Annotated in this window: 11 protein-coding genes; 3 read left to right on the top strand and 8 right to left on the bottom strand. The window is 66.0% G+C overall.

Annotated elements, in window-relative coordinates; genetic code table 11:
* Window positions 1–20 precede the first annotated feature (20 nt).
* From ABE464_RS17620 to ABE464_RS17600, 5 genes are all read right to left on the bottom strand, one after another.
* Window positions 21–1,634 (bottom strand): glucoamylase family protein, encoded by a 1,614-nt coding sequence (locus ABE464_RS17620; protein WP_346472989.1) that lies wholly within the window; start codon window positions 1,632–1,634, stop codon window positions 21–23.
* 228 nt (window positions 1,635–1,862) lie between these two features.
* Window positions 1,863–4,922 (bottom strand): TonB-dependent receptor, encoded by a 3,060-nt coding sequence (locus ABE464_RS17615; protein ID WP_346472988.1) that lies wholly within the window; start codon window positions 4,920–4,922, stop codon window positions 1,863–1,865.
* Window positions 4,923–5,011: 89 nt separating this feature from the next.
* The gene (locus ABE464_RS17610; protein WP_346472987.1) at window positions 5,012–6,049 is read right to left on the bottom strand and encodes a LacI family DNA-binding transcriptional regulator; all 1,038 of its coding nucleotides are present in this window, start codon (window positions 6,047–6,049) and stop codon (window positions 5,012–5,014) included.
* Window positions 6,050–6,197: 148 nt separating this feature from the next.
* Window positions 6,198–6,467, bottom strand: coding sequence for a BolA family protein (locus ABE464_RS17605; RefSeq protein WP_070470362.1), 270 nt, complete (start codon window positions 6,465–6,467; stop codon window positions 6,198–6,200).
* Window positions 6,464–6,763 (bottom strand): YciI family protein, encoded by a 300-nt coding sequence (locus tag ABE464_RS17600; protein ID WP_019182875.1) that lies wholly within the window; start codon window positions 6,761–6,763, stop codon window positions 6,464–6,466. Before ABE464_RS17600 ends, ABE464_RS17605 begins: the two co-directional genes overlap by 4 nt.
* A gap of 220 nt (window positions 6,764–6,983) precedes the next feature.
* Here ABE464_RS17600 and ABE464_RS17595 point away from each other — a divergent pair, with 220 nt between their 5' ends.
* From ABE464_RS17595 to ABE464_RS17585, 3 genes are read left to right on the top strand one after another with little or no spacing between them, the layout of a single operon-like run.
* On the top strand, window positions 6,984–8,015 hold the full coding sequence (locus ABE464_RS17595; RefSeq protein ID WP_346472986.1) for a ScpA family protein: 1,032 nt from the start codon (window positions 6,984–6,986) through the stop codon (window positions 8,013–8,015).
* A 15-nt stretch (window positions 8,016–8,030) separates the two neighbouring features.
* A complete protein-coding gene (gene scpB / locus ABE464_RS17590; RefSeq protein WP_346472985.1) occupies window positions 8,031–9,029 on the top strand; it encodes an SMC-Scp complex subunit ScpB in 999 nt (332 codons plus the stop codon).
* Window positions 9,022–10,824, top strand: coding sequence for a pseudouridine synthase (locus ABE464_RS17585; RefSeq protein ID WP_346472984.1), 1,803 nt, complete (start codon window positions 9,022–9,024; stop codon window positions 10,822–10,824). Before scpB ends, ABE464_RS17585 begins: the two co-directional genes overlap by 8 nt.
* 160 nt (window positions 10,825–10,984) lie before the next feature.
* Here ABE464_RS17585 and ABE464_RS17580 read toward each other — a convergent pair whose 3' ends face one another.
* From ABE464_RS17580 to ABE464_RS17570, 3 genes are all read right to left on the bottom strand, one after another.
* Window positions 10,985–11,419 carry a hypothetical protein gene (locus ABE464_RS17580; protein WP_123730749.1) on the bottom strand — a complete coding sequence of 145 codons (435 nt, stop codon included), beginning with the start codon at window positions 11,417–11,419 and terminating at the stop codon, window positions 10,985–10,987.
* Window positions 11,420–11,519: 100 nt separating this feature from the next.
* Complete coding sequence (locus ABE464_RS17575) at window positions 11,520–12,326, bottom strand: amidohydrolase (protein WP_346473009.1); 807 nt, start codon at window positions 12,324–12,326, stop codon at window positions 11,520–11,522.
* Between the two features lie 17 nt (window positions 12,327–12,343).
* On the bottom strand, window positions 12,344–13,492 hold the full coding sequence (locus tag ABE464_RS17570) for a pyridoxal phosphate-dependent aminotransferase (RefSeq protein ID WP_346472983.1): 1,149 nt from the start codon (window positions 13,490–13,492) through the stop codon (window positions 12,344–12,346).
* Window positions 13,493–13,550: the final 58 nt, after the last annotated feature.

Genomic DNA, 13,550 nt, shown 5'->3' with positions numbered 1-13,550 from the left:
CGCGACGACGATGGCACTGCTTACTTCCCCTGCTGCTGGTTGCGGTTCGAATTGGAATTGTTTTTCTGTTCCTGCGCCGCGGCCGCACGCGATTCGGCGATGCCGACCGAGCGGGCCGAGGCCGCCTTTTCATCTTTCTGCAGTTCCATCGGCTGATCCTCGCCTTCCGGCGTCAGCCAGCCACCGGTGAAGCCGGCGCGTTCCAGGCCCTTGCGGATATGCGGATTCTTCTTCATCACATCCCAGACGAAATCATTGCGGTAGTTGGCGATCATGGTCAGGATCGGGCCCTGATCGATACCGATGTAATCGCTGGCCACCCAGCCGCGATCCGGAACCAGGCGGCCGGTCTTGATCGGGATGTCGTAGTTGAAGCTCGGGTTGAACGAGTCCAGGAAGCCGTAGCTGGAATAGATGTAATCGCCGTAGCGCTTGTGCATCTCCTCAGTGGCCGGGATGACTTCTTCCGGTGCGAACACGATCGAGGAGATCGCCGCGGTCGGCGCGATGGTGCCGTCATCGAAGTTCTCGCGCAGACCGGCGCCACGCGAGGAGTAATGGCGGAACTGGCGCTGCTCGCCCCGGTATTCCTGCGTGGTGTTCTGCGGGCCGTCGCTGGCGGTCAGGCCCCAGACGTTCTGTCCGTAATCCTTCCAGTTCATCGGGTTGGCGATCGCGTATTCGCGCTGCGCCAGGGCGGCCGACCGGCTGTTGAGGAAGTAGGTGCTGCCCCGCTCGCGCATGTAGGCATCCTGGATGTCGCGGAAGTCCACCCACACATGCGTGTACTGGTGGCCGAACAGCGGGCCGAAGGACAGGTATTCCTGGCCCTGGTACACGCCCCAGTCGTTGTCGTAGGTACGCGTCCAGACCGTCCAGGCATCCGGACTGACCGGGTGGGTCGGCGAGCCGAGCGCGAGGATGTAGACCATCATCGCTTCGTTGTAGCCCATCCAGTCATGGTCGATGAAGCCGCTCTCCGGGAACCAGCCCATCGAGATCAGCGGCGCACGCTGCTGCAGCCACGGCCAGTCCACGCGCTTGTAGAGCGTATCGGCGATCTCGCGGATTTCTTTTTCGCGCGCGTCGTCACCGTCGTAATAGGACTGCGCGAACAGCACGCCCATCATCAACAGGGCGGTGTCCACGCTGGACAGTTCCACCCAGCTGTCGTAACGACGGCCTTCCTGCATGTCCAGGAAATGGTAGTAGAAGCCCTTGTAACCGCCCTTGCCGGTGCGCTGCGGGCCCATCGGCAGATCACGGAAGAACTTCAGCGTCAGCAGGGTGCGGTCGATCGCCTGGTTGCGGCTGACCCAGCCGTTCTCGATGCCGATCGGATACGCCGTCAGTGCGTAACCCACCGAGGCGATGCTGGCGAACGGACGCGACGGGTAACGGTCCGGGCTGAGCCCGTTGACCTCATTGGTGGTATCCCAGAAGAACTGGAAGGTGCGGCGCTCGATATCATCGAACAGCGGCGGCAGCTCCGGCTTCATCGGCCGCGGCGGTACGTCCGCCTCGACCAGGATCACCGGCGGCTTGGGCTTGGCGGGCTCCTGCTGGGCCTGCGGCTGGCAGGCAACGGCGACGAGACTGATCGTCGCAGCGGTCAACAGGTGGCGTGCCTGCATGGGCCAACTCCTTGTGCGTTGTTCGTGACTGGGAAGCATAACGTCCAATGACCTGAAATCGTTTACAGAACGCGGCCTAAAAAAAACCACGCAGGCGTGGTCCAAAGCCGCGGGTCATTGCCCAGGCCGCTGCCACCCTCCGTGGCAGCGGCCTGGACAATGGACTGGCCCGAAGGCCAGCCATTGCCGTGAAACCAGCCCCATCCGAAGACGGGGCCGTGTGCTGCATCAGAAGCGGAAGCCGACTTCGGCCTTCACCTGGCGCGGCGTACCGACGATATCGCCGGTCTCGTTGTAGCTGGCCTGCAGCTTGCCGTTGCTCTTGACGTAGTTGTACGTGGCGAAGTTGTCGAAGTTGAAGACGTTGATGATGTCCAGACGCGCGTACAGCTCGGTATCGCCCGCCATCTTGAACGTCTTCGTCGCCTGCAGATCGACCGAACGGTAGCCGAAGATCTTGCCACCCAGCAGGAACTTGCCATTGGCATTGGGCACAGCCGCCTGCGGGGTCGGCAGGTCGAAGCCACTGGCCTGCGGCACCGGGTACCAGTCGTTGACGGCGGTCGGGGTGGCCAGGGTGACCTTGCCACCGAAGGTGATGCCCCAGAAGCCCGCGTACGAACCGGTGACCACCAGGCGGTGGCGCGGCGCGCCGTTGGAACGGATGGTCGGGTAGTCTTCGATCAGGCCGCGGTCGAACGCGTACTTCTCGTTGATGTCGCGGTTGTGGCGCGCGGTGGTCCAGGTGTAGGCCACCGAAGTGCCCCAGCCGCTTTCCTGGGTGAACGGCTTCTGCGCCGACAGCAGGACCTGGGTCGCACGGGTCTTGATGCCCTGCTGGCCGATGATCAGGCTGCCGAAGCCCGGCACGTTGCAGCTCCAGGCCTGGCTCAGGCCCGGGTCGGTGCCACCGCACAGGCGCGGATCATCGAAGAACTGGCCGGTCGGGTAACGGTTGCCCAGGGTGAAGGCGAAGCCGTCGTAGCTCAGGGTGCGGGAGATGGTGGCATCGGTCAGCCACTCACCCACCTGGTTGCTCATGCCGAAGCTGAACTGATCCGAGTACGGCACCTTGAGGTTGTTGTTCAGCAGGTCGACTTCCAGACCGGCATTGCTGGTCGAACCGACCAGGGTCTGCAGGTTGCCGATCCCGTTGAGCAGGTTCGGGTTCCAGTCGTAGCAGGCGGCCTGACCGTTGATGCAGGTACCGGTCGACGGATTGCGGAAGTAGATGGTCGGCTGCGGCAGGGCCAGCTTGGTGGTTTCCAGCTGCAGGTTGTCGAACAGATCGCGATCGTACGAACGGCCGGCACCACCGTGGAACACGTGCTGCTCGTCGGCGTTGATGTCATACGAGAAGCCCAGGCGCGGCTGCCAGGCATCCTTGAACGCCTTGCGGTTGCGGCCAGTGCTGATGTAATCGCCGATGTTCAGGCCACCCAGCGCCAGCGAATCGGCGTAGGTCTGGCCAGCGGCCGCACGCGGATCCTGCGAGTAGATCGCGTCGACCACCTGCTGCGGGGTCACGAAGTCCAGGTAGGACGGGGTCTTCTCGTAGTCCCAACGCAGGCCGAGGTTCAGCTGCAGATGGTCGTTGACCTGCCAGTCGTCCTGGATGAACAGGCCGATCTGCTTGGACTTCGAGCGCACTTCGCCCGACACGCCCGACACGCCGGTCACCGGCTTGACGAACTGCGCCTTGTACGGGATGGAAGACGGGAAGTCCGGATCACCCAGGCTGTAGGTGAAGGTCGGATTGATCTGCGCCGCATCGGATGCGTACAGGTCGATCTGCTTGTACTTGGCGCCCATCTTGATGGTGTGATCGCCGGCCCACTGGATGCCGTCCAGGGTCAGGTTGTCTTCGATCGACCAGCCCTTCTGGCCCTTCACCTGCGAATCCAGTGCCGATGCGCCACCGATCTTCACCACGGTGCGGTCTTCGGTGCCGTCCGGTGCGGTGTAGGTGATGCCGTTGGCCAGGGTCAGCGGGGTCGGGTTGTTGAACGAATCTTCGTGGGTGACCATCAGTTCGTTGTAGTAACGCTCGCCGCTGTGGTTCCAGCGCAGGGCGTAACGACGGTCGGTGTTGACCACTTCGCGGCCGGCTTCCGGCGCGGTCTGGCCGCTGAACTGCGACTGGGTTTCATCGCGGTCCTGGAAGGTCAGCTCGATGCGATCGTTGTCGGTCGGCTCGAAGTCGACTTTGGCGAAGATCAGGTCCTGCTGGAACGGCTGGCTGGCCGGGCCGAGGCCGGCGGCGCCTTCCGGCGGCAGCAGTGCGGCAGCACGGCCGACCGCGCCGTCGGGCGCGATGGTGACCGGCAGGTCGAAGCGCTTGGCTTCGTAGGTCACGAAGAAGTGGGCCTTGTCCTGGATGATCGGGCCACCCAATGCAAACCCGTATTCCTTCTCGGCCGATGCCTCTTTGGTCTGGCCAGCCTGACGCTCGGCCGGGGTCTTGGCGCGCATGTCCTCGTTGGTGTAACGGTAGAAGGTTTCACCCTTGAACTCGTTGGTACCGGACTTGGTGGCCGCGGTCACGGCCGCGCTGGACACCTGGCCGTACTCGGCCTTGTAGTTGCCGCTGATGACCTTGTACTCGCCGATCGCCAGCTGCGGGAACGGGTTGCCGGCGCTGCCGGACTGGCCGGCCACGCCGCCGCCCTTGACGTAGCTCTTCTGGCCCACGCCGTCGATGTAGACGTTGGTGCCGTCGGAGTTGGTGGCACCGCCACGCAGCGAGGTGTTGCCCTTGGCATCACGGGTGAAGATCAGGCCCGGCACCGCGTCGGCGAACTCCAGGAAGTTGCGCGACACCTGCGGCGTGGTCTGGATCTGCTGCAGGCTGACGGTCTTGCCCACTTCGGAGGTACGCACTTCCTGCAGCAGGGTCGGTGCAACCACGTTGACCGTGTCCAGGTTGGTGGCGTTGGCGGTGCTGCCGTTGGCCGGCGCGCCGCTGAAGTTCAGGGTCGCGGCCGAGGCCACGGTGACCGTCACCTTCTGGGTCTGGCCGTTGGCCACGACATCGTAGGTGCCCGGATCCAGGCCCATCAGCGAGTAGCTGCCATCGGCACGGGTGGTGGCGCGGCGCACGGTACCGCTGGCCACGTTGGTCGCGGTGACCTCGGTGCCGGCGGCGGTATCGGCGACCTGGCCGCGCAGCGACGAGGTGGCCGACTGCGCCATCACGCTCGGGGCGGCGCCCAGCATCAGGCAGGTGACCAGCGCGCTGGCCAACAGGCTGCGTGCGGGCGCGCGATTGCGGTGATTGGAATACGTCATGTAACTCTCCGGGTGGTGGTGGCCGTCTTTGCGGCCCCTGTCGTTTTATGTGGTGCGTTTTTTAGGGCGTCACGACCAACGGTCGTGACCTACTGCTCGGGTCTGGCTTTGCTCGAATCACGCACGATCAGGGTCGGCACGAGCGTCTGCTTGTCGCCAGCCCCTTCTGTGTTGTTGCCATCCATCAACTGCAACAGGCGCGTCGCGGCCTTATCGCCGAGGTCGGCGATACTCACCTGCATCGTTGTCAACGATGGGTGAACGAAACGCGCCAGCGGAATGTCATCGAAACCCGCCAACGCGACATCCAGCGGCACCCGGATACCTGCCTGCGCGAACGCATACAGACACCCCAGCGCCATCATGTCGTTGGCGGCGAACACCGCATCGGGCAGCGTGCCGGCTGCCAGCAACTCCTGTCCGGCGCGATGGCCGGAAGCTTCGTCAAAGTCACCGGGCAACTCGATCCCTTCGGCAGCATCGCCGAAGTCCGCCAGCGCATCGCGGAAACCGCGCAGGCGCTCACGGGCGTCGTAGTTGAGGTCCGGACCGGAAATGAAGGCGATGCGCCGATGCCCCACGTCCAGCAGGTGGCGGGTCATGGTCATCGCACCGGCATGGTCATCGATGCTCAGCACCGGATGATCCTGCTCGGGCAGATAGGTATTGATCAGCACCGTCGGCAACGACTGCGGCAGGTTGTCGGTCAGGAAGCCCGGGCTCTCGGCATACGGCGAGAGCACCAGCAACCCATCGACACGACCGCGCATGGCACGCAGGGCCGCGCCCTGCTGCTCCTGGTCACCGTGGTAACTGGACACGAGCAGATGCTGGCGACGCTCGCGGGCCACCCCATCGATGCCACGCATCAGTTCGGAGAAGAATTCGCCATAGAGATCGGGCAACACCACGCCAATCGTGTTGGTCCGTCGGCTGCTCAGGCTCCGGGCCGCTGCGTGCGGGGTGTAGCGCAGACGCGCCGCCACCTCCAGCACCAGCTTGCGCACGGGCTCGGCAACATTTTCATGGCCATTGAGTGCGCGCGAGACCGTGGCAACAGAGACACGGGCTTCACGGGCGACATCTTTGATAGTGATCGCTGCCTTGTTCACTTCGCCGCCCTCCACGGCTTAGAGATCTGGGCTTGGCGCGGAATGTAAGCGTTTTCAAACCCGGATGTAAACACTACGTTAGCCTCATGTCGTACGGCGGTAACCAAAAGCTGTCCATGGCTGCCCCTCGGGGGACTGACCAGGACAAGGCGGGACAAGGGTTTCAGCGGTTTTTGACCGGTGTCTCGGCACGAATGGACAATGCGTGGATATCGGTCTCCATCATGGTGCCCAAGGCCGCATAGACGGCCCGATGGCGCGCCAACGGGAGCTTTCCTTCGAACGCTGCGCTGACCACGTGCACCTTGAAATGCCCCCGACCATCGCGCGCGCCCTCATGGCCAGCATGCCGATGACTGTCGTCCTTGACCTCCAGCAGCTCCGGATCCAGCGCCTGCTGCAGGGCCTCGCGGATGCGCTCGACCCGGTTCATGGCAGGACCTTGCGGAACGGACGCACCTGGACGCGCACATAGACGCCCGCCTCCACATAAGGATCGGCGGCGGCCCAGTCCTGGGCGTGGGTGAGCGAATCGAACGCGGCAATCACCACGCTGCCGCTGAAGCCGGCCGGGCCGGGATCTTCGCTGTCGATGGCCGGGCACGGGCCGGCCAGCAGCAGCCGACCTTCGTCCTGCAGCGCCTGCAGCCGGGCCAGATGGGCCGGGCGCGACGCCAGACGGGCGGCCAGCACATCCGTACCGTCATAGCCTTCAATCACATACCACACGGGCAACTCCGAGGTCTTGTTGAATCAATCCCGGGCATTCTAGCGGGGCTGGCTGGACACTGGCGCGGCAACCCCGTAGTCTTAGCTCCATTGCACGTGGCTGGACGCAGCGCCCCGTCGGCAACCGGCTCCACCGCCAGCCGACGACCGATCCACTGCCCCACACCAGCACACGTAGACGACCTCCCCGTAGTTCTGTCGCTGCCCGTCGCGGCGCGCCTTGCTGTTTGAAGTGTGGAATCGCGCCGACCCAGGCGTGTCATGGCTTGCCATCCTGCCGCCCGGCCCTGTTCCGGACGCTCGCATGGTGCGGCGACCGGTCCGTTGCAATACTGACGTCTATTTGATGACTGCCGAACTCGCGCTCGACGCGAACCCGCCAACCCGAGTGCCCGCCCCACAGCAGCAGGAAATGCCGCTGGCCGTGGTGCATGGACAACCGGTCCTGCAGATTCCGCAGGACCTGTACATTCCGCCGGACGCGCTGGAAGTCATCCTGGATGCCTTCGAGGGTCCGCTGGATCTGCTGCTGTACCTGATCCGCCGGCAGAACCTGGACATCCTGGATATCCCGGTCGCCGAGATCACCCGCCAGTACGTGGAATACATCAACGTCATGCAGGAGCTGCGCTTCGAACTGGCGGCCGAATACCTGGTGATGGCGGCGATCCTGGCCGAAGTGAAATCACGGATGCTGCTGCCGCGTCCGCCCAGCGTAGAAGGCGAGGAAGCCGACCCGCGTGCGGAGCTGGTGCGCCGGCTGCAGGAGTACGAACGTTTCAAGCAGGCCGCCGAAGATATCGACGCCCTGCCCCGCCAGGATCGCGACACCAGCCTGGCACATGCCTTCGTTCCCGATCGCGCGGCCGTCAAACTGCCGCCGCCGGTGGATCTGAAGGAAATGCTGATGGCACTGCACGACGTGCTCAAGCGCGCCGAGCTGTTCACCGGCCACGCGATCAAACGCGAGGCGCTGAGCGTGCGCCAACGGATGGGCGACGTGCTGGGCCGTCTGGAAGATGGCCGGTTCTACCGGTTTGAAACGCTGTTCACTGCCGAAGAAGGCAAGCTGGGGGTGCTGGTCACCTTCCTGGCCCTGCTGGAACTGGCCAAGGAACAGCTGCTGGACATCGTCCAGGAAGCTCCGCTGGCGCCGATCTACGTCAAGTCCCTGGCTGCTGGCAACACCAACGAACCGCTGCAGTTCAACAGCGAGTTCGACGACGCCGACGCCGCCAACGAATCCGACTGAGCACCCGACCCACGCATGGATCAAGCACTGATCAACCGTATTGTCGAAGGGGCGCTGCTGGCCTCCAGCCAGCCGCTGACCCTGGCGCAGCTGCAGGGCCTGTTCCCGGAAGAGGAACCGGCACCGCCGGGCAGCATCGAACGCGCGCTGGAACTGCTGCGCGAGGGCTGCCAGGACCGCGGCGTCGAACTGGTCGAGGTGGCCTCCGGCTTCCGCTTCCAGGTCACCAATGAAGTGCATGGCTACATCACCCGGCTGTGGACCGAGCGCAAGACGCGCTATACCCGCGCCACGCTGGAAACCCTGGCCCTGATCGCCTACCGCCAGCCGATCACCCGCGGCGAGATCGAACAGGTCCGCGGCGTGGCGGTCAGCAGCAACATCATCCAGGCCCTGGAAGAGCGCGAATGGATCCGCGTGATCGGCCACCGCGACGTGCCCGGCAAGCCGGCGCTGTTCGGCACCACCAAGGGCTTCCTGGATTACTTCGGGCTCAAGCGCCTGGACGAGTTGCCGCCGCTGTCCGAGCTGCGCGACCTGGGTGAGCTGGAGCCGCAGCTGCCGCTGGACCGCGAAGGCCAACCGGCCGGACGCCTGGCCGCGGGCGCTGCGACACCGGATGCCGAGCTGGACAGTGACGCCGCCAACGACGACACGACCCCGCCGGCCGATCCGGCCGAGCCGGTGGACCCTGCCGCGGCCCGGTTGGCAGCCCGCGTGGCGCTGGCCTCGGCCCGACTGGCGGAGCCGCCGGCCGATCCGGACAATAGTGGGGCCTCCGCCGACGCGGAGACCTTCGATACCCCATCCCATGCGCCGTTGTCGCTCGCCGACGACGACGCGGATACGACCGCCAGCGATGGCGAACCCGATACCGCGCCGGGAGAGCGCGCGGCGCCCCAGAACGAAACCGGAAACAACGCCGTCGCGAAGACGACCGTGGCTGTTGACGAAGCCGATCCCGAACCAGAGGCCGACGCACCCGTTGCCGGCCGGAGCCAAGTAAATGAGTGACACCCCCCGCAAGCCGTCGTTGAACAAGCTTTCGCTCAAGCGCGAAACCGCCTCCGAACAGCCCAAGCTCGAAGAGCGTCTGCACAAAGTGCTGGCCCAGGCCGGCCTGGGTTCGCGCCGCGCGCTGGAACAGCGCATCGCCGATGGCCTGGTCAAGGTCAACGGTGAGGTCGCGCAGACCGGCCAGTCGATCAAGAGCGGCGACAAAGTCGAACTGGACGGCCGTGGCTTCGTCGCCACCGCGCTGACCGAAACGTCCCGCGTGCTGGCCTACAACAAGCCCGAAGGCGAAGTGACCACGCGCGAAGATCCCGAAGGTCGCCCGACCGTGTTCGAAGCGCTGCCTGCCCTCAAGGGCGCGCGCTGGATCGCGATCGGCCGCCTGGACATCAACACCACCGGCCTGCTGCTGGCGACCACCGACGGTGAGCTGGCCAACGCGATGATGCACCCCTCCTACGAGGTCGAGCGCGAGTACGTGGTGCGCGTGCGCGCCCCGGAAGGCGAAGAGAAGGTGCCCGACAACATCGTCGACCGCCTCGCCCGTGGCGTGGCGCTGGAAGACGGCCCGGCCAAGTTCGACGAGATCGAACGCATCGGCGGCACCGATTCGCACGACTGGTTCCGCGTGGTCGTCAAGGAAGGCCGCAACCGCGAAGTGCGCCGCCTGTGGGAATCGCAGGGCTGCCAGGTCAGCCGCCTCAAGCGCACCCGCTACGGCAAGGTCAGCCTGCCGCGCGAACTGCTGCGCGGTCAGTCGGTCGAACTGCCGGCCAAGCAGGTTGAAGCGCTGCGCGCCGAACTGAAGCTGGAAGAAGGCGCCCCGTCGGCGCTGACCCTGCAGCCGGTGATCGGCCAGCGCCGCGCCGCCAAGACCACCGTGCGCGTCTCGCGCGAGGGCGGCCGTGGCAATGCCTACGTCAACGGCCACAATTCGGCCGATGAAGGCCGCGAACTGCGCCGTTTCGACAACGTGCGCGAAGAGCGCGGCCGTGGCCGCGGTGGCAAGGGTGGCGGCTTCAAGGGTGGCCTGACGGTCAGCGGCGAAGCGGCCGCCAAGCAGTCGCAGCGCCCGTTCAAGGCGCGCCCGGACAAGGGCAACCGGGCACTTCCGGAAGGCAACCCGGCCGCGTTCCGCAGCTGGTACGTGCCGGACGGTGTCAGCACCGGCCCGAGCGGCCACCGCAATGCCGGCCCGGGCGCAGCCCGCGGCCCCGGCGCGCGGGGTCCGGGTGCCGGCGCAGGCGCCGGTGGCCAGGGCCGTCCGTACGGCAAGCCGAAGGGTCCGGGTGGCGCAGGCGGCCCGGGTCGCGGCAGCTACGGCGGCGGCGCTGAAGGTCGTGGCGGTTATGCCGGCGGTGGCGAAAGCCGTGGCGGCTACGGCGGCCAGGGCCGTCCGGCCGGTCCGGGCGGCGGTGGCAACCGCGGTGCCCAGGGGGGCCAGGGTCCGTCCCGTCATCCGTACGGCCATCCGGGCAATGCCCCGAGCTTCCCGTCCGATCACGCCAATCCGGGCGCCAGCCCGTACGGCAGCGCGCGTCCGGCGGGTAACCGCGGCCCGGGTGGTCCGGGTGGCAATCGCGGCCCAGGTGGCCCCGGTGCCCGTGGTCCTGGTGGCGCGAACGCGCGCGGCCCTGGCGGTCCCGGTGGCAACCGCGGTCCCGGTGGCCCGGGCGGCAACCGCGGCCCGGGCGGCCCCGGTGGTCGTGGTCCCGGCGGTCCGGGCGGTCGCCCGGGTGGCAGCCGTGGTCCCGGCGGCGGCAGTCACCGTGGTGGCGGCCCGCGCGGCGGCTGATCACTGATACGCCGAGATCAAAAAACCCCGGCTTCGGCCGGGGTTTTTTGTTTGGTTCCACGCGGGCCGCGATCAACCCGGTCGTGTAGAGCCACCCCATGGGTGGCTGCGCGTCATGCCGAAGACGGTGGTGCAGCCACGCATGGCGTGGCCCTGCACCTCAACGCCGCTCGATGGTGAAGCGCCCCACGCCCACGCCCAGATCCCAGCCCTTGCCGGTGCCAGCCAACGCGAGCGACACATCGCCCTTGGTCATGACCTGAGCGTTGCTGGATTTATCCGCACCGGCGTGCGCTTCGACAGCCGCGTACGAACCGATCAGATCGTTCACCGAATAGGCACCGGAAAACTTGCCCTTGCCGTCGACGATCTTCGATTTGCCCACGGTGAGACCTCCGCCCTTGGCGGTGATCTTGACCGGAATGCGGGTGCCGTTGTCGCACTGGATGGTGCCGGTGCCGGAGGCAGTCTTGTACAGCACCGACCAGCCAGCCAGGTTGTAATGCAGCTCGCAATCAATGTTGCCGGCGGCCTGCGCGGCAGGGACGGCCGAGATGCCGGCCAATGCGATCAATGCCAGGGAAAACTTCTTCATGCGGGTCCGCTCGTACTGAAGGGGTAACGAGCCGAATCTAGCAGCGCGCGCGTGTGGCGCGGATGATGCGCATCGCGGGAATCCGGCATCCGTTCAGCCGTCAGCTGCGTTCCTGCAGGCTGAAGCTGTCCGCATCGAGCATCGCCGGGAAGCGCGCGCGGTGGGCGGCCAGGGACGCTGCCGAGATGGTGGTGGTCACCACCTGCTCGCGTTCGCGTACTTCCACCTGCGGCTGGCCGAGGAAATCGATCACCGCACTGTCGCCGGCGTAATGCAGCTCGTTGCCGTCCATACCGATCCGGTTCACCGCCGCCACATAGCAGAGGTTCTCGATCGCGCGCGCGCGCAGCAGCGTCTTCCACGCATAGGCGCGTGCCGACGGCCAGTTGGCCACGAAAATCTGCAGATCGAAATCCAGCTGGTCGGCGCGCTCCACGTTGTAGCGGTTGCGGCAGAACACCGGGAAACGCAGGTCGTAGCAGACCTGCGGATTGATCCGCCAGCCCTTCCATTCCACGCACAGGCGCTCGCGGCCGGCAGCATAGCGTTCGTGCTCACCGCCGTAACGGAACAGGTGGCGCTTGTCGTAGTACTGCAGTTCGCCCTCCGGCGTGGCCCACAGCAAGCGGTTGTAGACGCCCTCGCCCACCCGCAGCTGCACGCTGCCGGTGACTGCCGCGCCCAGCCGCACGGCCTGCTCGCGGATCCACGCGACGGTGGGGCCGTCCATGCCCTCGGCCTTGTCGATGGCGTCGTTGGAGAAACCACTGGTGAAGGTCTCCGGCAGGATCACCAGATCGGTCTGCCCGGCCAACGGCGCCAGCAGCGCACCGTAATGCGCGCGATTGCCGGCCGGGTCATGCCAGCGGGTGTCGCCCTGGATCAGGGAAATGCGCAGGTCCTGCAGCTCGGCCACGGCGCTCATCACAGTGCCCGCAGGCGTTCGATCGCCGCATCCATCGTGGCGTCGTTCTTGGCAAAGCACAGGCGCACCAGACGCTGGCCGGCCGGCGCGGTCTCATAGAACGGCGACAGCGGGATCGCCGCCACGCCCTTCTCGATGGTCAGCCATTTCACGAATTCGTGGTCCGGCAGATCGCTGACGGCCGAGTAATCCACCAGCTGGAAGTAACCGCCCGGCACCGGCAGCGGCGTCAGGCGCGTGGTCAGCAGCTGCTCGCGGAAGCGATCGCGCTTGGCCTGGTAGAAGGCGCCCAGTTCCAGATGGTGCTCGGGCTCGTCGCGGATCATCGCCGCGAAACCGTATTGGGCCGGGCCGAAGCTGGTGAAGGTGTTGTACTGGTGCACTTTGCGGAACTCGGCGGTCATCGCCGGCGGCGCGATGGCATAGCCGATCTTCCAGCCGGTGCAATGGTAGGTTTTGCCGAAGCTGGAAATCACGAACGCACGCTCGCGCAGTTCCGGATGGCGCAGCGAGGATTCGTGGCGGCGGCCGTCGTAGATGATGTGCTCGTACACCTCATCGGAAATCAGGTAGATATCGGTGCCGCGCAACACATCGGCCAGCGCCTGCATGTCGTCGGCGCTCAGCATCGCGCCGGACGGATTGTGCGGCGTGTTGACCATCAGCAGCCGGGTACGCGGTGTGATCGCGGCACGCACGCGGTCCCAGTCGACCGCGAAGGTCTGCGGGTCCAGCGGCACGTGCACGGCACGCGCACCGGCCAGATCGATCGCCGGTTCGTAGCAGTCGTAGGCCGGGTCGAGCACGATCACTTCCTCGCCCGGGCGCACCACCGCGTGGATCGCGTTGAAGATCGCTTCGGTAGCGCCGCTGGTGACCGTGATCTCGGTGTCCGGATCCACCTGGGCGCCGTACAGATCCAGCGACTTCTGCGCGATGGCCTGGCGCAGCGGCACCACGCCGGTCATCGGCGGGTACTGATTCAGACCGCCCTGCATCGCGGCGATGGTTTCATCGATCAGACGCTGCGGTGCGGAGAAATCCGGGAACCCCTGGCCAAGGTTGACCGCGCCGTGTTCGGCGGCGAGCTGGGACATCACGGTGAAGATGGTGGTGCCCACCTTGGGCAGCTTGGTTTGCGGTTGCATCGGCAGCGGGGAAAGAACCGGGGGAACTCCCAGTGTACGCAAATCATCCAGCCCGTTC

It is taken from the genome of Stenotrophomonas sp. TWI587 (assembly GCF_039674145.1).
Taxonomy (GTDB): Bacteria; Pseudomonadota; Gammaproteobacteria; order Xanthomonadales; family Xanthomonadaceae; genus Stenotrophomonas; species Stenotrophomonas maltophilia_AY.
Note: the sequence above shows the minus strand (reverse complement) of the source record. Positions and strands in the feature narration are given on the sequence as shown.